General features: G+C 37.1%; 21 protein-coding genes. 7 read left to right on the top strand and 14 right to left on the bottom strand.

What is annotated here, in order from left to right; all coding sequences use genetic code 11:
- Nucleotides 1-115 precede the first annotated feature (115 nt).
- Entirely contained in the window at nt 116-553 is a 438-nt protein-coding gene (locus tag BGO42_RS02650; RefSeq protein WP_273245802.1) for a DUF1801 domain-containing protein, read from the top strand.
- A gap of 124 nt (nt 554-677) precedes the next feature.
- Here the strand turns inward: BGO42_RS02650 and BGO42_RS02645 are convergent, their stop codons facing one another.
- Genes BGO42_RS02645 through BGO42_RS02635 form a run of 3 tightly spaced genes read right to left on the bottom strand, consistent with a single transcriptional unit; the run spans nt 678 to nt 3,532 of the window.
- Nucleotides 678-1,502, bottom strand: a complete 825-nt coding sequence (locus tag BGO42_RS02645; RefSeq protein WP_273245800.1) for an HNH endonuclease — start codon at nt 1,500-1,502, stop codon at nt 678-680.
- Between the two features lie 2 nt (nt 1,503-1,504).
- Entirely contained in the window at nt 1,505-3,352 is a 1,848-nt protein-coding gene (locus BGO42_RS02640; RefSeq protein WP_273245798.1) for an AAA family ATPase, read from the bottom strand.
- A complete protein-coding gene (locus BGO42_RS02635) occupies nt 3,353-3,532 on the bottom strand; it encodes a hypothetical protein (protein ID WP_273245796.1) in 180 nt (59 codons plus the stop codon). It lies immediately after the preceding gene.
- 62 nt (nt 3,533-3,594) lie between these two features.
- On the opposite strand from BGO42_RS02635, the gene BGO42_RS02630 reads away from it, so the two are divergent.
- The gene (locus tag BGO42_RS02630; protein WP_273245794.1) at nt 3,595-3,726 is read left to right on the top strand and encodes a hypothetical protein; all 132 of its coding nucleotides are present in this window, start codon (nt 3,595-3,597) and stop codon (nt 3,724-3,726) included.
- 322 nt (nt 3,727-4,048) lie between these two features.
- On the opposite strand, the gene BGO42_RS02625 is transcribed toward BGO42_RS02630, so the two are convergent.
- The 7 genes from BGO42_RS02625 to BGO42_RS02595 form a co-directional block, all read right to left on the bottom strand.
- Nucleotides 4,049-5,005 carry a ComEC/Rec2 family competence protein gene (locus BGO42_RS02625; protein WP_273245792.1) on the bottom strand — a complete coding sequence of 319 codons (957 nt, stop codon included), beginning with the start codon at nt 5,003-5,005 and terminating at the stop codon, nt 4,049-4,051.
- Nucleotides 5,006-5,018: 13 nt separating this feature from the next.
- Nucleotides 5,019-5,765, bottom strand: a complete 747-nt coding sequence (locus BGO42_RS02620; protein ID WP_273245790.1) for a hypothetical protein — start codon at nt 5,763-5,765, stop codon at nt 5,019-5,021.
- 5 nt (nt 5,766-5,770) lie between these two features.
- Nucleotides 5,771-8,518: an EcoRII N-terminal effector-binding domain-containing protein gene (locus BGO42_RS02615; RefSeq protein ID WP_273245789.1), complete on the bottom strand. Its 2,748-nt coding sequence runs from the start codon at nt 8,516-8,518 to the stop codon at nt 5,771-5,773.
- A 98-nt stretch (nt 8,519-8,616) separates the two neighbouring features.
- The gene (gene dcm, locus BGO42_RS02610) at nt 8,617-9,855 is read right to left on the bottom strand and encodes a DNA (cytosine-5-)-methyltransferase (RefSeq protein WP_273245787.1); all 1,239 of its coding nucleotides are present in this window, start codon (nt 9,853-9,855) and stop codon (nt 8,617-8,619) included.
- A 51-nt stretch (nt 9,856-9,906) separates the two neighbouring features.
- Entirely contained in the window at nt 9,907-10,323 is a 417-nt protein-coding gene (locus tag BGO42_RS02605) for a very short patch repair endonuclease (protein WP_273245785.1), read from the bottom strand.
- A 649-nt stretch (nt 10,324-10,972) separates the two neighbouring features.
- Nucleotides 10,973-11,698 (bottom strand): LytR/AlgR family response regulator transcription factor, encoded by a 726-nt coding sequence (locus BGO42_RS02600; RefSeq protein ID WP_273245783.1) that lies wholly within the window; start codon nt 11,696-11,698, stop codon nt 10,973-10,975.
- Nucleotides 11,695-12,762 (bottom strand): sensor histidine kinase, encoded by a 1,068-nt coding sequence (locus BGO42_RS02595; protein WP_273245931.1) that lies wholly within the window; start codon nt 12,760-12,762, stop codon nt 11,695-11,697. The genes BGO42_RS02600 and BGO42_RS02595 overlap by 4 nt, the downstream gene beginning before the upstream one ends.
- A 219-nt stretch (nt 12,763-12,981) precedes the next feature.
- Here BGO42_RS02595 and BGO42_RS02590 point away from each other — a divergent pair, with 219 nt between their 5' ends.
- Both BGO42_RS02590 and BGO42_RS02585 read left to right on the top strand, forming a co-directional pair.
- A complete protein-coding gene (locus BGO42_RS02590) occupies nt 12,982-13,971 on the top strand; it encodes a hypothetical protein (protein WP_273245780.1) in 990 nt (329 codons plus the stop codon).
- A gap of 22 nt (nt 13,972-13,993) precedes the next feature.
- Nucleotides 13,994-14,203, top strand: a complete 210-nt coding sequence (locus BGO42_RS02585; protein WP_273245779.1) for a hypothetical protein — start codon at nt 13,994-13,996, stop codon at nt 14,201-14,203.
- Here BGO42_RS02585 and BGO42_RS02580 read toward each other — a convergent pair.
- Both BGO42_RS02580 and BGO42_RS02575 read right to left on the bottom strand, forming a co-directional pair.
- The gene (locus BGO42_RS02580) at nt 14,200-15,420 is read right to left on the bottom strand and encodes an MFS transporter (RefSeq protein WP_273245777.1); all 1,221 of its coding nucleotides are present in this window, start codon (nt 15,418-15,420) and stop codon (nt 14,200-14,202) included. The two genes, BGO42_RS02585 and BGO42_RS02580, sit on opposite strands and share 4 nt — an antisense overlap.
- Nucleotides 15,421-15,432: 12 nt before the next feature.
- Nucleotides 15,433-15,867, bottom strand: coding sequence for a MarR family winged helix-turn-helix transcriptional regulator (locus BGO42_RS02575; protein ID WP_273245775.1), 435 nt, complete (start codon nt 15,865-15,867; stop codon nt 15,433-15,435).
- Nucleotides 15,868-16,113: 246 nt separating this feature from the next.
- Between BGO42_RS02575 and BGO42_RS02570 the strand changes: the two genes are divergently transcribed.
- Nucleotides 16,114-18,798 (top strand): zinc-dependent metalloprotease, encoded by a 2,685-nt coding sequence (locus BGO42_RS02570; protein ID WP_273245773.1) that lies wholly within the window; start codon nt 16,114-16,116, stop codon nt 18,796-18,798.
- Nucleotides 18,799-18,836: 38 nt separating this feature from the next.
- On the opposite strand, the gene BGO42_RS02565 is transcribed toward BGO42_RS02570, so the two are convergent.
- Both BGO42_RS02565 and BGO42_RS02560 read right to left on the bottom strand, forming a co-directional pair.
- On the bottom strand, nt 18,837-19,346 hold the full coding sequence (locus tag BGO42_RS02565; protein ID WP_273245772.1) for a GNAT family N-acetyltransferase: 510 nt from the start codon (nt 19,344-19,346) through the stop codon (nt 18,837-18,839).
- 11 nt (nt 19,347-19,357) lie between these two features.
- Complete coding sequence (locus tag BGO42_RS02560; protein ID WP_177734456.1) at nt 19,358-20,047, bottom strand: IclR family transcriptional regulator; 690 nt, start codon at nt 20,045-20,047, stop codon at nt 19,358-19,360.
- Between the two features lie 101 nt (nt 20,048-20,148).
- Here BGO42_RS02560 and BGO42_RS02555 point away from each other — a divergent pair, with 101 nt between their 5' ends.
- Nucleotides 20,149-21,324: an MFS transporter gene (locus BGO42_RS02555; protein WP_273245769.1), complete on the top strand. Its 1,176-nt coding sequence runs from the start codon at nt 20,149-20,151 to the stop codon at nt 21,322-21,324.
- A gap of 12 nt (nt 21,325-21,336) precedes the next feature.
- Nucleotides 21,337-22,059: a 3-ketoacyl-ACP reductase gene (locus BGO42_RS02550; RefSeq protein ID WP_273245767.1), complete on the top strand. Its 723-nt coding sequence runs from the start codon at nt 21,337-21,339 to the stop codon at nt 22,057-22,059.
- The last annotated feature ends 92 nt before the right edge of the window (nt 22,060-22,151 follow it).

Below are 22,151 nucleotides of genomic sequence, written 5' to 3'. Positions count from 1 at the left end.
GACAGCAGGATGCCGGATAAAATTTAGTTCCGGGAATACCTTCTATAATCTGGATCTATTTGTTTAGTTTTGTATGTATAAGTACATTTTCAGGCATTATTAAAATTTAAACGTTATGGCAAAAAACAAAACAACCTATACAGCGGTTAATGTGGTTGATTTTATCAACGCTTATGTCGATAATGAACAAAAGAAAGCCGACAGCTTCCGCTTAATTGAATTAATGTCGGAATGGTCGGGATTTGAACCCAAAATGTGGGGTCCAACGATCATTGGATTCGGTAATTACCATTATAAATATGCCAGCGGACATGAAGGTGATGCGCCGCTTATTGGCTTTTCACCGCGAAAGGCAGCCTTTTCGTTATATGTGTTTTCGCCAACGGAGGAAAACAAGCATCTATTGGACAATCTTGGCAAATATAAAATCTCAAAAGCCTGTATCTATATCAAAAAGCTATCCGATATTAATATTCCCGCTTTAAAAAAAATATGCGAGGATAGTTTTAAATACCTTAATGAACATCATGAATGTGCGTGCAGGGAGAAATAGACGTGTTTAATACCTGGCTCTTAAAGCTTTGATCTGCTCTTTACTCATTTAAAACAACATAATCACGAAGGGCAGGGGACTATCCTTTAAACATTACAGGGTTTAATACTTTAATGGGATCATTCTAAAATCCGGCCTCCGTTAGAAACCGGTCCGAATCAGATAGAGCAGTTCTTAGTATAGCCCTCCAATAATTACGTCCTTTACTGGCCTTCATATTTATTGCCTCCTGTTGTAAATTTTCCTGAATTTGCACACGTGTCAATCTTTCTAAAGATGGGGTTATGGCATTTAGCACATCAATTATTTCACTATTACTCCTTTGCTTGTACCTGTCCAATAAAAGAAGTGTTTCAAAATGATTGACAATCACCGAGCGAATATTTACGGGTATTTGGGCGCTATCAATTGAAAAAACAGCTTGCGGCACATTAGCGCTATAAACGATATCACATCTCAAATAATCAACATCGGGTAAAATGTCATAGTAGTAGTTTATGATTTTCCGGTTACCTGCAAACAGCCATTCTTCCCCTTTTTTAGTATTGCACTTAGCACAACAAGGAATCAGATTAATAGAAAGTGCCGAAAATTCCGGAAAATCACTCTTGGGTAAATAATGGTCAAATGTTTCAGGTTCCCCAATATTACAATATTGGCATTCTGCCCGCAGTAGCCTATTTTGCCGGTCTTTGATTCGTGCTTTTAAAGCTGATAAATTATTGGACTTTCCATAACATCCCTGAAGATAATTACTATGAGGCTCTGTAAATGGAGATGCCGGTATGGTCTCTAAATTATTCGGAGTCGTACGATCAGTATAATCCGTAATTCGAACCAGTATATTGGGGCGTATTGCCTGAAGCGGTACCCGTTGGATTTCTCTTTTATTATTTACAATATTGTCCCAATACTCAATTTTCCTGGTTAACGGAATTAAATTTTTCATAATTAATAAAGGGATTGTAAATAGATTTTAGCACTTAAACTAAGCGGTAAACTTTCTTTTTCGAACATTTCAATAATTTTACTGTAGCTGTTACTTTTTGAAAGCTTGGTTAAGAACTCCCGGTAATATTCATCATGACTATTTGTATGAAATATTCTTTCGGTAATCGTGTTGAGATTTTCACCAAATGTTTCAATATCCAATCCCCGTATGCTGGGAATGTTATCCAACCGTTCAATAACTATTATATCTTTTGCCGGTACTTCCTGTATAATTTGAGGGGAGTGAGTGGATATAATGGCATAGGAATTGTATTCTTTAAGTATGCGATTAATAACATTTACAAAAAGAGAAATACTATTAGGATGCAAATGTGTTTCCGGTTCATCAAATAACAGTAATGATTCTGTTGTAATATAGGCCAGGACTTCAGCGAGCATCAGTATCATAACTATCTGACCTGAGCTATACTTAGAATATCCACCCTCACTATAAAGAGTGAACTCGTTTTTATTTAATTCGATAAAATCTTTATCCAGGATATCCAAAGCAATATCATCCGATAATACAATTGCTATGTATTTACCAAACAAATGCATTCTTTCTGATTTTTCAAGAATTCCCAATGCTTTTTTTAGCCGGGCATTTACCTGATTATCTGTAAGAAAGCCTCTGCCACTTTGAAAACCACAATAATAATAACTGTAGGTTTTTGTTTGTTTTGGCCGGGGAAACCTGTCGAACAGGCTATAGGAAATGGCGATTACACGGCTAAACGGCGGCAGATATTGTGTAGAGAAATTTCCTTGTTTTTCATACCCGCTTAAAGTTGAGGCCAGTTTTGCAATATATTGTGTTTTGCCGGTTCCGTTCTTACCAATTAAGACTTTGATTCTAAAAGGAAGATCTTCTTTTTCAGAATAATCAAATTTTATAGCGTGTTTTTCTATTGCCCCGCTAATCTGTGTTGAAAAAGTAAAGCAAAGGGTATTATCCGTTTCCAACCCATTATAAATCTTATATCCTTCATGAAGTGCTTTTTGGGCTTCACTGCTTCTGATTAAAGATGTTTTGAATCCCTTTTCATGCTCAAATGATTCCGCCAGGCCTTTATTAATCGCTAAATCATTAATGGCGTCCAGATAGTAGTGAGCAACTTCTTTATTTAAGTTTTCCCGAAGATTTAAATAATAGTGGTTTGATTGCCCAAGTGAGCAAATATTACGATCATCAAGCGAAGTAAAGGTATTGGGTAACTCCCCATTATCTTTTTCCTTATTTAAAAATTTTGTGGCGCCAATATAGGTACGTTCTTTGAGAGAATCATAATAATACACTTCATATTGTGTTTGATATCCGAAGTCATTCCATTTGTCTTTTGTTAAAATAAAACAAGGGTATAAATAATCCTCTTTTTCAGATTCTCCACTCAAGTAAAACAGAAATTCACCTGACTTAACAGAAAGTTTATCATTTTTGAAGATCGCTTTGATGGTTCCAATATTATTGATTCTTGAAATAGTAGAACGATAGGCACCTTTATTTTTAATGATAAACGGTTCGATACTTTGATCCCATCTGACTTTTAAAGTTCGTCCGTTTTTTAAATTTTCAAGAACAGTTCCTATGGCATGAATTTCAAGGATTGAAATCATCTCACCGTTTTCTTTTTTTGTATATGTAGTTTTTGCGGCTATCCTTGAACCGACAGCAACCGTATTAACTCTCTCTAAATATTTATCTTCAAAACCATTTTCCCAGATGCCTTCTTCGATAAAACGGGGTAATTGATTTTTAATATCAGCGTCTTTCCATGTAAAACCGACACCGTAATATTGTACTTTATCCATTTATATTGGGTAAAAAAGTTCTGTGGATTGTTTTTGTTTGGGAAGAGCGACTTTTTTCTGATTACAATCATCGTCCAACTCGTAGCTCAGGGCTTCCAGCCAGATGTCGGGCATTCCATAGAAACATTTGATATTTAGATCTTTGGATATTTTATTATGCAGCATATCAGTATATATCATAAATTTCAAATATAATATTTTCAGTCAAATCCGTAACTATTATTTTTAAAATCACCTGTTTTATGATACAAAATATCATTAAAAAATTTAGCAAGACAGGTGATTTGTCTTATATCCGAACCCAAAACTTCCACAAACAGGCAAACTTACTGCCTAAATTAACCGGAGCGGCATTTATTGAGAGGAGCGAATAAAAGCCTGACCAACCAATAAACAACCGAAAAAAGGGCAGGGGACACACCCAAACAACCCTCAATGTGCCTGAAAACCCAAATGTGATAAATAAACAAAATGTGCCTCACAAAATAATGTAGAGAAAGCCTATAGATGTGAGTAGCACAATAAGTGGCGAAGCCACAAAGAGTACCAACTTTAAAAAAAATCCTTTGGGCGTGTCTCTACAGGTCGGACTCTCCGCTACAAGTCCTCGCCCGTACCTTGCTGTGGGCTTTTCGCTTCCCTCACGCAAACCCAGCATAAAATAGAGTAGGGAGCATAACCGAGTGAGTGTAAAAATTAAAATGTAAATACCTTATCTCCACCAACAATAGATTCTTCATCAATTTCACTAATTGTATCGAGAACAAGTGTTTTATTATCTATTTCATCAAGAAATTCTTGAATTCCATATACAATATTGGTAGGATTTATTCCATAACCATTTTTTACAAATGACTTAACCGTAATTAAGTGAGGGTGTTTATATTTTTCATTTATTCCGGATGAAAAGACAACATCCTTTCCATCAACGGTTTTTAAATTATCCCAAAAATTGTCATGATAATTATTATAAGATCCATGATGTGGAGCTTGACATAAACAAAATGAATATTCATTTAGACGTCCTTCATTATGAATTCTATCAAAAGTTACTTTTTCAGTATCTGATGTAAGTAAAACTACAGAATCTCCTTTCTTTATATAAAATAATGATGATAAATAATTAGCGGCTTTACTTGCGTGCTTTTTATTGACTATAGCATCAAATTTTACTTCTTCTTGATAAGTTTTTATTTCAAGATGTGAAGGAGATAGAGCATGCATTTCTATACCGTTTATCGGTAACTGAACGAACTCGTTAACATAAAAGTGTTTTTTCAATAAACCTAAATCACTTAATGAATCTGACTTTCTAACAATTTCTGCCAAAATTCTTGTGTCTTCTGATGATACTTCAAACCATTCCCAATAACCAGACCCAATTTCTTTTAAAGTATTTCCAAATAAATTAACATTAATTTTATTTTGCTCAATATAATCGAATAGTTCTAAAAAACCAGAGTAATGATCTGAATGAGGATGAGATAAAATAATGAACTCTATCTCAGAATATCCTTTTTCTGCTAAATGTTCAACAACCGGATTCGATTTACCTTTCTTTTTGCAATCAATAATCCCAACCTTGTCTACTTTATCAGTCCATTCTATAATTATAGAATCTCCTTGGCCAACATCCTTGAACGTTATTTTCATAAGATTCTATAGTTTATTTTTCTGTAAAAAATCTAGAATTATCTAATCCTTTAAAGTAATTAGGTTTTTTAAACAAATCTTTTTTATCATTTGATTCATTAAAAAACTCAAATATTCTACTGCCAGGTTTAGTTGTTGACCGTATCAAGATAATACCTCCCACTTCCAAATCAATATAATCGGCAAAAGGAGCCAGATCAAATTTTCGTATTTGATAAACTCCTTTTTCTTCATCAAGTAAACAATTTATTAAAACTGAATTATCTTCAACTTCAATAATTTCTCCATAAAATTCATCCAGTTTAATAATTTTATTAAATTCAGCATTAAGTTCATCAAGCAAGGTATCAATATTATAAGTATCATTACCAGTTCTGTATTTTTCTTTAAGTTTGCTTGAATATTTTACAGGAGCTACGTTATATTCTTTTAAAACTTCAACCACTGCTTCTGTTTTATCGACGTCTTTAGTCCAGGCTACTAAATAGTATTGTTTATCTTTGGGTATAATACGAGAGACTAACTCTGCACAATATTCAGCATCAAAGGTCGAACCAAAACCAATATTATAATTGAGGTCCAGAAATATCAATTTAACAGAATTTATAGGTTCATGTTCTGGCATATTTCCAGCCAGATCTACCTTAATATATTCTGTATTTATACCTCGTGTTTCTAATGCTTCTAAAAGACTTCTTACTTCTCTTTCCGTATCATCTATGACCACGATATCAGGCCCTGCTAAATCATCTATAAACATAATCTTTAGTTAATTTTATTAAAAATCAGTTCAACTGCTGCTCCTCTATATTTTTCCGGAACATTTCTATCTTTTAAAATTTCACTGTCATAAATAATATTAAGTTTACCATATTTCATCATAACAGTGTCTAATAGATACATTCCTATTCCTATACCACCATCTTTTCGTGAGAAGAAAGGACGGACAATATCTTCAATATTATCTTTAAAACCGGGACCATTGTCAACAAATAGAATAGTAACTTTTTCATTTGTTTTTTCAGTTTTAATATATATGCCTTTCTCTGTTTTATAAATAGTATCAATCCAATAAATACTATTGTCAATAAGATTCATTATCATTGTGATAAAAAGTCTTTTATCACATTTTATGGTTTCAATATTTGAATCATAATCTAAATCTACACTTATTTTATGATTTGTTAACCTTGTAGTATAATTTTTAAGGGCTTGGTCAATACTCCCAGTTAAAGAAATAGGTTTGTCATTGCCTTTTTTAACAACAGATATTATTCCTTCTACATAATCTTTTAATTCCAATACCTGATCCGCTATTGTTGCTGAATTAATTGGGTCCTCCATAATAGTTTCTTCCATTCGGGGTACCAATTTTTCTATTTCATGCATTGCAAAAGAAGCTGTCATACCAACCCCTGCTGGTATTAATAATGTTTCTTTATCTTTTGCATATCGTTCTTCTATTTTTTCAGCCTCTTGCAGTACCAACTGTTTTTTTTCTTCATCAGAAAAATCAGTACTATTTACTATTTCTTTAAAAGTATCCAATTGTTGTTCTAACGATCCTTCTGCTCCTTTTTTATTAAATTTTAACCATCTTTCTCTATCTGATGTTCTTTCAGATTTAAATTCATTTAATACGAAATCGAGTATAACTACCAAAAAATCAAAAGAATAATTATTTATAAATCCTTCCCGGTTTGTTTTCTCAATAAGAGTACCAGACTTTTCATCATCCAGATAAACAAAACCTATATTTTGATTATTAGAAAACCATGTTTTGTTGTTAACCCTTTTTATATCAAGGCCCAACCAATCATTGCCAGGATCTCCGTAATCAAAAACCCTTAAATCTTGTTTAAATACTTTTATACCTGAATGTTCTCTCAAAATGCTTTTTATAAAGGAGGGAGATATGGTATAATCACGCAATGAAACAGAATCTAAATCATAAGAATACAATTCGACCATAAAAGAGCCAAAAGGTATTATATTATCACCAGAGTCATATTTTACTAGAAAAACATTAACTTCTTCTTGATTATATTCCTTTTTAAGAAGATATTCTTTGTAGTAAGGTCTTAATGCTCCTTTAATATTCCACTTGTATTTCTGCTTACTGCGCTCATCACTACTTTTAGAGTCTATAGAACGAATTCCAATCATTTCATTATTTGACAAAGCAAATTTGTATTCAAAAGTCATATCGTAATTATCTTCCACCAATACTGCAAGTTTATAAGGAGCAGACCTTAAAGCTTCATCAATACTTGGAAAATCATTCAACCACCAATTACCAAAATCAAGTTTAATATCAAATTTATTTGAGTCATTTTTAGGAGATAACATTGATATAGTTTGACGTTTAAGTTGTCTAGCCATACCACGGCTCCAAGGTTCTTTAAGATTTCCTATAGTAATTTCTGTTCCATGAGAATTTTTAAAATGAAATGTCTCGGGATTATTATTAACTTCCCATTTAACCTTTACATCTTCAAGATATTTACTTTGTAAATATGATCTCCAGTCAATATTAACTATAACTTCATAGTCCAATAAATTTACTGACTGGGCTTTACCAAACTCGTCAACAATTACTTTTGCAGGGCGACTTATTAATTTAATTGTATGACCTAATTTATGAACTGCAAAACGACCAACTCCTTTTTCTCCCATTGGAACCCTCCAAAAAATAGGGCTTCTTTTTATTTTTCTTGAACCATCATTGTTGAAAGGTTTTCTAAAATCTGTTCCTGGTTCAAACCACACTTCTTCAAGTACTTCTTTTGTTAAGCCTGTACCTGAATCAGTAATTGTTATTGAAGCCTTATCTAAATCTTCGATATTTTCAAATTTAACAAAAGTACCTTTTGAGTCTGCATCATAACTGTTTTTAACCAACTCATAAATTGCCATTACTGGGTCTTTAATGAGTTCTTCTCCCAATAATGTAAGTATATGTGCTTTAGGTTTGAAACTTGCAGTCATAACTTCTATTCCTTCAGAAGGAAATAGTTCAATCTGATGTTGAGCTACAGATTTTTCGGATATTTGCTGTTTTATTTCTGATGTATTGGGCTCATACGGAATTAAAGCATTTGTATGTTGCTTTTCAATCCCAAATTCCTTTAAGAAGATACCTTTTTCCACTTCATCTGAAATTTTAAATCCGGAATATTCATCTTCTGAGATTTTAGATATAATAACAAGTTCATCCTCTTTGAAATGTACTCCGAGACGAGTAATTCGATATTCATTACGGGTACCACCTCCATAATATTTTAAACAACATTCTGAAATAGTGCCATCTGACCAGGTAATTTCTGCAAAACGTTCTTTGTTTTTTCCTTTGACTCCCGGCTCATCAAAAAGAAGCTTATATGAGTTTTTAGGTATATAAAGGCCTGCCTGATGGGCTCCTGTTGTACCTGCATCATTAGGACTCGCAAACTTACAAAATGAAAATTTACTGACTTTAACTGTATTTATTGCTGTATAAAGAGTTTCAGACATAGAAATATGTTTTGAAGAACTAAAAATATGAAAAAATATTAATTTCGTAATACTTTTTATTAAACACTTTCTTATAGATGGAGTAAGAAAGTTAATTATCAGATATTATTTCTATTCAAGACTTCAACAATTTCCTGTCCAACTGCCTGCATAAGTGGAACTACAATCGAATTGCCAAATTGTTTATATGCTTGTGTATCTGAAACAGGAATTCTAAAATTATCAGGGTATCCTTGTAATCTTGCGCATTCACGTGGAGTTAAACGTCGTGGATTTCTTCCATGTTGTGGAAGTAAAATCTCTGCACCGTCTTTATAATATCTGGCTGAAAGTGTTCTACTAATACCATTTAAATTAGTAAGACCATAACCAAAGCCATTGCCTTTTGCTCTGTGCTTTGCCGCATATTCCTGAAGATAATTCCAAAGCTTATCGCTTAAGGTATATTTGTCTGAAATATTTGGCTCCAGAATGGTTCTAATAGCATTATTATTATTATTATTATGTATTTCAGGGAAATTGAAATTTTCCTCTCCATTAAATACATTTCTGTCAAAACCAACAATTACAATCCTTTCTCTGTGTTGTGGCACAAAATGCTTACCGTCAAGAACCTTACAATGAATATTATATCCAAGTTCATTTAACGTTCCCTGAATTATTCTAAACGTATTACCCTTATCGTGTGAAACTAAATTTTTTACATTTTCTAATAAAAAAGCTCCGGGTCTCTTGGTTTCCAGTATTCTTACGATATCAAAAAAGAGAGTTCCCTGGGTCTCGTCTCTAAATCCATGATTCCGGCCCAATGCATTTTTTTTGCTTACACCGGCAAGAGAAAAGGGTTGGCAAGGAAAACCGCCAACCAGAATATCATGGTCTGGAATGGTATTTTCGTCAATTTGAGTAATATCTCCAAATGGAACTTCGCCAAAATTAGAACTATATGTCTTTTTTGCATAATTATTCCATTCACTGGAGAAAACACATTTCCCTCCAATATTTTGAAGTGCAAGTCTAAAGCCTCCTATACCTGCAAATAAGTCTATGAACCTAAATGTAGGATTGGCTTGTTCAGCAAAAACTATATTCTCATTTCTTATATTCCCGGAATTTATTAATTCAGATATTTTTTCTTCATTAAAAACAACATCAGGATATTCTTTTTCAAGAATTTCTGTTATATATATAAGTGCTTCATATTCAAACTCACCTGTATGAGCAAAATGCGTTATTACAGCTTCTTTATCTGTTAAAATTTTATTTTTTTCTACTAAATTTTTTATTGAAAAATTAATTTTTTCAAGCATTAATTTTGGTTCCGGGATACTATTCATTCTAATCATTAAATAATCACAAATGTACAATATTGGATTTTATATACATTACTAATCTCGTATTAAAAAGGGTAATTGATTTAATGTTACATTTATTTTTTCAGGCTTTAGTTCACATTCCCAGATCACAATTACTTTCCAACCTGAATTTTGCAAAGCTAACAGGGCTTTGTTATCATTTGAAATATTAACATTTATTTTATTCAGCCACCATTCTGTTCTTGTTTTAGGAACAACAAAATATTTACAATCCTGGTGTCCATGCCAGAAACATCCATTTACAAATATTACTGTTTTATACTTAGGTAAAATAACATCCGGTTTACCTGGTAATTTTTTATCATGCAGGCGATAACGAAAGCCTTGTGAAAAAAGAAACTTTCTTACGAGTAGTTCAGGCTTAGTATCCTTTCCTTTTATTTTACTCATATTAAAACTCCTTATCTCTTTAGAATGTACATCAGCCATCGCATTTATTTTCCTTAAATCAACTTCTGAATCATTTCCTACTGTTCTTGAAACTTACATATATCCCTCATTTTACATATTGGTACGAGTGATAATATCAAATATAATATTTTTAGTTAATATAATTACGGTTTACCATAATACATAAAAAGAATAACAGTATTCAAAATACCAATAAAAGAGAAGAATCTACTACATTATGTCAAATAGAATAAAAACTATTCCAAATAACAAAGGAGTATTGCCCAGACAGATTTTTTTCTTTGATTTAGCACCAACATAAATGAACCAATTAATCAGACCATAAACCTAAGCATAGAAAAAAACGTATACGTTTTTTATACACCAGCAAACTCCACAAAAAATAAAATTTAGTTTTCCTTAGCGCTATAAAAAAATAGCAAATAGCAAAGGGCAACAGGCAATTTGAAACAATTAATTTTACTGACCAACAAACAGAAGCGCTGTATAATAGACCAACTAATCACAGCACAAAATATTCCGAATACCGGACTATTCTCCTAAAATTACTATTTTATATTTTGAACTATAATATACATTATGTAAAATATAAAATAAGAATATATGCCACCGTTAATAATGCTTTGCTCAATCCTGCTGCTTATAAGTTTTTAGCCTATCCGGTTGCCTATAGCTCACTTCCCAAAGTCCCTTTGGAATAATTATCAAAGAAATCCTTCCGGAATATTTCCCCAAGCGGAATTTCAAACTCACCGATATAAATAGTATGATTATCAAAAGAATCAATATGATCCATATTTACAATATACGATTTACTGACGCGGATCATTTTTTTGGTGGCAATCTTCAGATGCACCGTTTTTAAATTCATTGCCGTGATCAGCTTTTGTTTATTCGTATGGATAACAATATAATCCTTAAGCCCTTCAATAAACCGTATTTCCTGGAAAGGAACCTTATAATAACGCCGGTCCGATTTAATCAGCAAAAAATCGGTTGTGTTGCCCTCAATGGTATTTTTTACAGTTTCTGCCGACAGCAGTTTTTTGTATGCAACCGCTTTATTCACCGCTTTTTCCAACCGTTCTTTTCCCAAAGGCTTCAGCAAATAATCAATCGCATCCAGTTCATAGCTTTTTAAAGCATATTGCGGATAGGCCGTTGTAAATATTATTAAGGTTTCTTTCGGTAACTGTGCGGCAAATTCCAGTCCGGTTACCTGTGGCAGGTGTATGTCCAGAAATATCAGGTCAACCGGGTTGTGCTTCATAAAATCCAATGCCGTTAATGCATTCGAAAACGATCCGATAACCTGAATGGAACCAATATTGCTAACTATGGACAGCACACCTTCTCTTGCCAGCGGTTCATCATCTACTATAATGCAATTCATATTGGAATCGTTAAATTTAAAATATATTCCTCTGCTGTTACCGCAATATCCAGACTGTAGTTATTCCGGTACAGTAATTCCAGTCGCCGTTGTATATTCGCAAGCCCCAATCCGCTGCTCTTTGGCTCCGGTATATCGGAGCTGTTCTTCTTCGAATTGATACATTTGAAATGTATTTTTTTATTTTCGGCGGTTATACTGATGTTAATATAGGAATCTCCGCCGGTAATATCAATACTGTGTTTAACCGCATTCTCAACAAAGGTTGTAAACAAATTCGGAGGCAGGTAAATATGATGCATATCCTGTTCTGCTACAACAATACTAAATTGAAAATTATCCCTTCTTATTTTTTCAAGATTCAGAAAATTGGACAAAAAACGGACTTCCGAAGCTAACGAAGTCTGTTCCTCATTGTTTTCATAAAGCTGGTAGCGCAAAAATTCCGATAGCTTAAAAATAACCACCGAAGCCTTTTCCGGATCATTTTTAATCAGCACATTCACATTATTAAGCATGTTGAATAAAAAATGGGGATTTATCTGGTTCTTTAACTCATTAAGCTCCATATTTAAGGTGATATTCCGGAGGTCGGCCATTCTCTCGGTGTCCAGGATCCAGCGTTGCAGCAGCTTGATCGTGGTCGATATTAAAATTACCGAACAAACGATAAAAGTCCATCTAATGGTTTCCGCATTAATCAGCAACATCTTATAATCACCCGCCACATGATACCTGTTTAGAAAGACATTTAAGATATAGCCCATCAGTCGCAATCCCAATATCACCATGATCAGGAGCAGTATTATATAAACCAGATAATTCGCCCGGAAGAAAAACCGCGGGAGCAACAGGTACATATTGATATAAAACATTCCGATAAGAACCGCATAAATAAAAACCATGCCGGTGTACCGGTATTCATCAAGCCGGTCGTTGGTATAAAAAAAGACCAGGAAGAACCCTGCCAGGAATATAAAATGCCTTAAAAGCCGGTAACGGTCATCAACCAGCAAATGGATGAGCTGCCTGTTTTTAAAATTACCCGAAATACTGTTGATCATACTCACTTACCATAATTTACTGCCACAAAAATAGCCCTTATCTGTGTTGACAGCCGTTAAATTATACAAAACATCCTTTTTATTATACTAAATCGAGATTTGGTATAATAAGTAACGGTGTTCGTATAAAAACCCGGATTGCCATAGTCCTTAGAATTTTCTTTGCGGAAAGTTTTTGAGATCATCCGGTTTCAAAGCATTATTAATCTAACGTAAACAATGGGAATCCTAAAGAAAAGAGTGCTGGTTATTATCGTTTTAATGCTGTCAAAAGTAAGTTATTCGCAAACAAAGGACAGTATTCCGAAAAAAGTTGTGGCCTATGTGGCCGATAAGTTCCCGGCAACCCGTGCTTTCAATATAGAATACAGCCAGCTTACCCCTTATGATTATACGTCTAACCTGTCCGGTACAGCATTGCCCGAAACAACGGTAAAAAACCTGAACCAGACCAAAATAGACGGCAACATCAATTTTATTACGAAAAACAGATGGATCCTGGGTGCCGCATTCAATTACAGGTATAGCGCCGCTTCCACAGAAACCGACACCCCTTCCGGTTTGGTGAGCAGTCAGCATGATTTTCATTACCATGCTACCACTCTTAACTTTACGCATATTTCAAGACTTTGGAACAAAACAGTCATTTATTCAAGCGGACTAACCGTGGACGGAAGCGACAAACATTTTGAAAGAGTTAAAGGAATGCTCACCGGAATCGTAATCCTCAAAGCAAATGCGCAGACAAAAATGAGTGCGGGCTTATCGCTGATGATCGATCCCAATTCGCAATTTCCGGTTATACCGTCATTCTCGTATGAACATAAATTTTCCAACGGATGGATGGCAGATGTTTTCTTGCCGCAGAAAGTCTATTTAAGAAAACTCCTTTTTAACGATGGAAGACTTTCTTTCGGAAGTGAATTGGCCGTAACCTCTTTTTACCTGTACAACTTTAACAACAGTCCCCAAAAGCATGTCTTTCAACAGCTTGAAATCAATTCCGGTGCGATGTACGAACACTATTTCGGCAGCACATTTGTCGGCACATTGAAAACCGGCTTAAAAACCATTCCAACCAGCAGGATATTCGAAAAGAACGAATCTCCGAACGATTATATTTTTAAAGCAAATCCACAATCCTCTTTTTATGTCAGTATCGGACTGTCCTTTAATCCGTTTCATAAAATAAAAAAAGGAAGAAATTAACAGCATACCTATTTTAAGCAAAATGATTAAGGTTTTTAAAACTTCGGTACACCATCAAAACGATGCCAAAGCAATAGTAGCTTCCCTTTTAACCAGATATCCGGGTTACCGGATCAATTTTGATCTGCAGGACTGCGATCGTATTCTAAGAATTGAAGGCAGCCCGTTTGCCGCAACGGAAATAACCGTTTTTTTGAAGTGTTTGGGATATTTGTGCGTTGAACTGCATTAAATCTGTATGGATTTCGTTTGCAGTCTGGTTTTATTATTCCAGTAAAAAACAGCCAGAATTACAATACCCAATACCCCTTCAAAAGCCAGTGTTCTTTCCAGACCGATTTTTTCGGCCATAAACCCGATCAGCAAACTTCCGATGGGCAATATTCCCTGGAATGCCATGATGTAATAACTGATCGCCCTGCCCCGCATTTCCGGTAAAGCGTGCGTCTGAATATAAGTATTGATCGAAGAAGTCTGGATCATCAGTCCCAAAGCCGCCATGATCGTAAAAAAGATGGCTACCGATAATTTAGATGAAAATGCCAGCGACAACAGCCCGATCGAAAGGATCATCGTAGCCACCAGTATCGTATTGGCCAGCGCCTTACCCGGTTTTATAGTCGTCATATATAAAGCGCCGGCCAGCGCTCCTATCCCACCCGCACTCTCAAACCAGCTGAACGTTACCGCATTGCCATGAAAAAGATCCCTGGCGATAACCGGCAGTAAGGTTGTAAACGGTATTAAAAGCAAACTGGAACTGGTTAGCAGCAATATTAAGGACAACAGATCCGGTGATGTTTTCAGGTAAGTATAACCGTCTTTCAGTTCGGTCCAGGTATCCGCTTTTCGTTTGGGCAGCGGTCTTTTATCCAGCTGCATCGACATTAAACAGCCCAAAACAACAATAAAGCTTATAAAATTGATAAAAAAACAGGCAAATTCACCAATAGTACTCAGGATAAAACCGGCAAAGGCAGGTCCCAGTAACCGGGCGATATTAAAGGCCGATGAATTCAAGGCTATGGCATTGGGCAAATCGTCTTTATCCGGAACAATCTCCGCCATCATTGCCTGACGCGCCGTAGTGTCAAATGAGGTAATGATTCCCTGGGCAAGGCTCAATACACAAATGATAACAATATTATAAAACTGAAACCAAACCAGTATGGCCAGTACCAGAGCCTGCAGCATTAACAGGAACTGGGTCACCTTCACAATACTGTAACGGTTGTGTCTGTCGGCAAAACTTCCGGCATAAGGCGAAAGGAATAAAGACGGTATCAGGCTCAAAAAGGTTACAAAGCCCAGTAAAGTAGCCGAATCCGTTAACCGGTAAACCAGCCAGCTGATCGCTACGCGCTGCATCCATGTCCCGATAAGGGAAATGATCTGACCGCTGATATGTAATCTGAAATTACGAAATCGAAAAGCTCTTAAATAGGTCATCTTCTTCCGGCATTATTTGTTGTATTCAGACAGTCTTTTAAGTAACACTAAGGATTCCGCTATCGTGGCTCTTTCCGCTTCATCAAAAAGGGAGTCAATAGCCGCTACAAGCCATTGATTGCGCTGTTCCCATATTTCATCCAGGATTTTATTTCCCTTTGGAGTCAGCGAAAGGGCTGTTTTTCGTTTATCGTTTTTATCAATTGTTTTTACAAGACAGCCATCGGCGTGCAGCCTTTGGATAACCTGCGAAATGGCCTGCGCAGAAACGCGTTCCAATTGGGCTAATTCAGAGGGCAATAAAGAACCGTGTTCATGCAGTAGCCCCATCGTTAAAAGATCTACGTGGGAATAAGCAGTATTCGAGCTTTGTTGTCGGAGATTGCGAACCAGGCGGGTTGAAACGGTTCTCAGATCGGAAGCCATTTCAATAAGGGGTGTTTCCATAAGTAGTAAAGAAAATTTATTAATTTACTTTGTAAAGTTACTTTACTATTTTTATACAGGCAACTTTATGGCTATATTTTAACTTTTTTGCAACACTTCAACTTTCAATAACAAAAGTGCTCTTTAACCCAATAAACAGCATTTTAATCGTAAATATCCCTTTAAAATCAAACATTTCACAATTATTCTGTCAAAAAATTGTATTTTTACCTATCCAACTAAATTAATCTCTAAAACTCTAAATGAATGAAAAAACAGCTACTCTTTGTTGCGATTGCATTTTGTGCGTTCGCTTCATCTTATGGGCAAAGTTCATTATGGACTAAAGTTAGTCAGGAAAAAATCAGGATGTACGAGAAAATGGAACGCAGTTCTCAGCCTCAGAAATTCGAATTGTTTTCCCTTGATCTGGCCGCTTTAAAATCAAAACTGCAAACGGCACCCTCCAGACAAAATTTTAATGGATTATCCAATGTTATTGTCGCCTTCCCGAATCCGGATGGAAAACTCGAAAACTATCGCGTTTACGAATCACCGGTAATGGATCCGGCATTGGCCGCCAAATATCCGGACATTAAATCCTATATCGGTAAAGGGATTGACGATCCTACCGCTACGATTAATTTCAGTGTTACGATTTTTGGTCTGCATACCATGACGTTGTCCGGAAAAACAGGAACCTCATATATTGATACCTATACCAAAGACCTGAATAATTATATTGTTTACCCGAGAGAAGGACTGGTAACCAACCGTTCTTTCAGCTGTATGGTTCAGGACGATCACGAACAGGTTTCCGGTAAAATACTACAGGATACTTCCCTTGCGCTTGCCAGCGACGGAAACTACCGTGTATATCGTCTGGCTATGGCGTGTACCATTGAATATGCGGCCTATCATGTGAATGCAGCAGGCGTTAGCAGCGGCACACTGGCTCAGAAAAAAGCAGCCGTTTTGGCCGCAATGAATGTTACGATGACCCGTGTAAACGGTTTGTATGAAAGAGATATGTCCCTGCACATGAACCTGGTTGCTAATAACGACCTTATTATTTTTATTGACAGTGATAATTTCTCCAATGACAATGCCAATACTTTAATCAATGAAAGCCAGACAGTTATTGATGCCAATATCGGACTGGCCAACTACGATATCGGGCATACGGTAAGTACCGGTGGCGGTGGTCTGGCGCAGTTAAATTCGCCATGTACAACCAGCAAAGCCAGAGGAATTACCGGTTCACCGGCTCCTGTTGGCGATCCGTATGATATTGACTATGTAGCACACGAAATGGGCCACCAGTTCGGGGCAACCCACACTTTTAACAACTCTTGCGGCGGAAACAGATCGGCCGGAACAGCTGTTGAGCCGGGCAGCGGAAACACCATTATGGGATATGCCGGAATCTGTCCGCCGGATGTTCAGAGCAATTCTGATGCACACTTTCACGCCGTGAGTCTTGCGCAAATGCAGACTTTTGTTAACGGAACAGGAAGCTGTGCGGTAACAACCAGCAACGGAAATGCTGCTCCGGTAGTAAATGCCGGTGCCGATTTTACGATTCCATACGGAACGGCGTTTATACTTAAAGGAAGTGCAACCGATACTGCCGGTGAAGCTTTAACCTACTGCTGGGAACAAACCGATACGCAAATATCGACACAGCCGCCGGTAGCAACCGCAACATCAGGACCAAACTTCAGATCCTTACCGCCGGCTACTTCTCCCAACCGTTATATGCCAAACTTCCAGAGCGTTTTGGCCGGCAACCTGATCCCTACCTGGGAAGTGGTGCCAAGTGCTGCCAGAACAATGAATTTTGCCTTAACCGTTAGAGATAATAAAACACCAAACGGAGGACAAACCGGACGTGATAATACCGTGATCACTTTTGCAAACACCGGACCTTTCCGAATTACATCGCCAAATGTTGAAAATGTTTCCTGGACTCAGGGAACATCGCAAACCATTACCTGGGATGTTGCCGGAACAACCGCAAACGGAATCAATACCGCTAACGTGAACATATTATTATCAACCGATAACGGGGCTACTTTTACAACATTGGTGGCTAACACTCCAAATGACGGTTCGGAAGCAATTACCGTTCCCAATGTAGCCGCTCCATACTGTAGAATCATGGTAGAAGCTGTAGGAAATATATTTTATGCCGTGTCAAAAAGCGTTGCTATCGGCTATACAATTTCAAACACCTGCCAGACGTTCAGCAACAATACCGTTGTGAACATTCCGGACGGACCAAATCCTAATACTGCGACACCGGGACCAACGTTAACGTCTACAATCAATGTTCCTGTTACACAAACCATTACCGATGTGAATGTAAACGTAAACGTGACCCACACCTGGATCAGGGATTTGGTTTCGAAAGTGAAACACCCGGACGGAACAGAAGTTATCTTAGGAAACAGAATCTGTAACGATCAGGATGGTTATAACATTACTTTCAACGACGGTTCTCCGAACATCGTTTGTACAGCACCAATCACCAGCGGTACCTATGCTCCTAATCAGCCTTTGGCAGCTTTAAACACTAAAGCAACCAACGGAAACTGGCAGTTATTGATTAACGACTATTTCCAGGGCGACACAGGAACGTTAAACTCCTGGTCGGTTGAAGTTTGTTTCCAGACAGCAACCTTAGGAACAGAAAGTTTCGGTTTACAGGATTTTGCAATCTATCCAAACCCGAATAACGGAAACTTCAATGTACAGTTCCGATCTGCTTCAAGCAATGAGATCAGAGTAAACGTACACGATATCAGAGGAAGGGAAATTTTCAGTAAAGCCTATCAGAACACCGGTTTGTTCGATCAGCATTTACAGTTAAAAAACACACAGTCCGGTATTTATTTAGTGACCGTTCAGGATGGCGACAGAAAAGAAGTCAGAAAGATTATCATCAACTAATAAAAAAGAAAAGTCCCGGAAATCCGGGACTTTTTTATTTAATCTACTTTTACCTCAAAAAGCGCCAGCGAAATAGCCGAATAGTGTTTGGGTAAAGCAGCCGTTTCTGTAGGTGTCGTATTTCCTAAATAATGAAAACCACATTTGCAGTAATACTGGATTAACTCTTCATTATCGCCCCAGGTATCCATGCGTACATAGTCCATACCTAATGTTTTAGCGTGTTCTTTTGCCCAGGCTAAAATTTGCACCACAAAATTATTCCCTTTAAAATCCGGATGGGTCACAATCCGATGCAGGTAAACCGCCGGTATCGCATTGGCTTCGCCCCAGATAAAAGGATCTTCATAGGTTGTGGCAAAAACGCAGGTTGTTTTTCCGTCAATCAAAATCTTCCATTGCCTGTTTTCCCGGATCTCTGTCTGTACCATTTCCTTATCAAAATCCTGCCAGTGTTTGTTAAACTTCGTTTTCTGATAAGCTACAGCGGCAGCATAAAATTCAAAAATTGTTGTCAGATCATTTAGGGTACTGTTTTCTATGGTCATGTGCTTCTATATTATTTAAGGGAATTCATAATGGTAATTGCCTGCAGCATTTCGGGAAGCTTAAAGCGGAAAGCGGGTCCGGAAACACCTAAAACAGCCACTACTCTATTGTTACTGTAATACGGAATGGCGGCACAATTCAAATCCGGTTCAAACTGTTCCAGGTCTAAAGCATAGCCGTTTTGCTGTATTTCGGCTATCTCTTTTTTCAGACTTTCACGGTCTGCTTCTTCCATATTTTTCATTAACGTAGCCTGTAAATGTTCGGAATGTGCCATAAATACTTTCCCGATGGCTGTGCGCAGCATACCATAATCTTTATTAAGCTCCAGCGATATTTTAACAGAACGGTCCGGTTCCGAAATAAGTTCATGCCGGAAATACGTGCCCATCTGTACAGACAAATAAGACGTTTCATTCGTCAGTGCGGTGATTTGTTCCAAAATGGGACGCAGCTGGCTTTTTAACAGGGAAACCGAAGCCGAAGGCGGATAAATGCATTGCAGCTTGGTGGTCACCCGGTAACGGGGCGTTAATTCGTCCTGTTCCACATAGCCCAGATCTTTCAGGGTGTTCAGAAAATTATGAACCGTTGTATTCTGTAAGTTCAACGCATTGGCAATATCATTGAGGCGAACCAGGTTTCCGTTTTGCGTGATATACTCCAGTATATCAAAAGCTCTTTTTACCGATTGTATCATAAAATTCAATAATGATGAATAAAACAGTTTTTCAAAAGAAAATCCATTTATAATATTCAAAATTAGTAGAATTTTGCAAACTAAACAAGCGTTTTTATTATATGCAAAAAGGACTTATCGCTCTGGCAATCGGAGCTTTTACTATTGGAATGACCGAATTTGTAATGATGGGAATCCTTCCCGATCTGGCAAGTTCCCTGAAAGTGAGCATTCCCCAGGCCGGTCATTTCATATCGGCTTATGCACTCGGAGTAGTTGTGGGTGCCCCATTATTAACCATATTATTACAGAATAAACCACCCAAAACAGCTTTAATCGCATTAGCGGTCTGGATCACGGTTTTCAACAGTCTATCGGCTTTGGCAAACGATTATACCTCATTGCTGGTGTTGCGCTTTTTATCCGGTTTACCGCACGGAACCTTTTTTGGTATTGGTGCTGTTGTTGCCGGAAAACTGGCCAAAGAAGGAAAAACGGCACAGGCTATTGCCATTATGTTCTCCGGACTTACGATCGCCAATGTGATTGGTGTTCCGCTGGGAACCTATATCGGGCATTACATCAACTGGCGCATTACCTTCTGTATCGTAGGCGTTATCGGTTTACTGACCATATTGAGTGTTATGTACTGGATGCCTGAATTTGAAGCCTCCGAAAAATCGAGCTTTAAAAAGGATCTGGCTATCTTTAAGCGACTGGATTTATGGCTGGTATTGTTAATTGCTATCATCGGTACAGGCGGATTTTTCAGCTGGTACAGTTATATCGCCCCTTTGTTTACGGAAGTTTCCAAATTCGATGCCGGAACGGTTACCTATTTAATGGTAATTGCCGGATTGGGCATGACCTTCGGTAATTTCCTGGGCGGAAAACTATCCGATACTTATTCTCCCCTTTTTGCCTCAATCGGGTTATTAGTAGGCATGTGCCTGGTTTTAATGTTACTGACCTTTGTAGCCGACAATAAGATAACGGTAATCATCATGACATTTGTTATCGGTGCAGTAGCTTTTGCGATCGTTGCCCCGGTTCAGATCATGATGATGCAGTCAGCAAAAGGAGCCGAAATATTAGGCTCTTCCATCAGTCCGGCTGCGATGAATGCCGGAAATGCCTTAGGAGCTTATCTGGCCGGAATACCGTTAACGATGGGCTATGATTATACGTCACCGGACTGGGTTGGATTCGGATTGGCTTTTGTAGGTATTCTGATTGCAATAGCTTTATTTTACCATAGAAAACAAAAAGAAAATACGCTGATCGCGTGTAAAGCATAAATTATATATCAAATGGAACAATTAAAAGGAAAAACAGCTTTAATTACCGGAGCCGGAAAAGGTTTGGGTAAAGCCGTTGCGCTGGCATTAGCCGCAGAAGGTGTTCATCTTGCCTTACTATCAAGAACGGAAAAAGATCTGGTTGACGTTGCCGCTGCAGTAAAAAGCATCGACAGCAGCCTGAATGTGGCTTACGCAACTGCCGATATCTCCGATTTCAACTCGGTAACGGCCGCTATCACAAAACTAAAAGAACAGCTGGGTGCTATTGATATCCTGATCAACAATGCCGGTATCGGTAAATTTGCAAAATTCATGGATTTTGAAATCAGCGAGTGGGAAAACATTATCAAAGTAAACCTTTTGGGGGCTTATTATGTTATCCATGCCGTTTTACCGGAAATGCTGGAACGTCAGTCCGGCGATATTGTAAATGTTTCTTCAAGTGCCGGCGTACGCGCTTCGGCCCTGACAAGTGCTTACAGTGCTTCAAAATTCGGTTTGATCGGTTTGTCGGAATCCTTAATGCAGGAAGTCCGTAAATCGAATATCCGGGTGTTTACGATGAATCCGAGTACGATAGCTACCGATTTATCCGTTAGCCTGAATTTAACCGATGGCAATCCGGAAAGTGTATTGCAGCCGGAAGATTTTGCCGAATTATTAGTAGCACATCTGAAACTAAACCGTAGAGCATTTGTAAAAGATGTAGGCCTTTGGTCGACCAATCCATAAGCACCTACAATACGGTATCTTATAAAATCCTATAAATCAGATTATAGGATTTTTTTGTATCAAATTGCGGCAATCGCTATTTTTGAAATTCA

The organism is Flavobacterium sp. 40-81 (assembly GCF_001898245.1).
Lineage (GTDB): Bacteria > Bacteroidota > Bacteroidia > Flavobacteriales > Flavobacteriaceae > Flavobacterium > Flavobacterium inviolabile.
The sequence above is the reverse complement of the archived record's forward strand: the minus strand, read 5'-3'. Positions and strand labels throughout refer to the sequence as shown.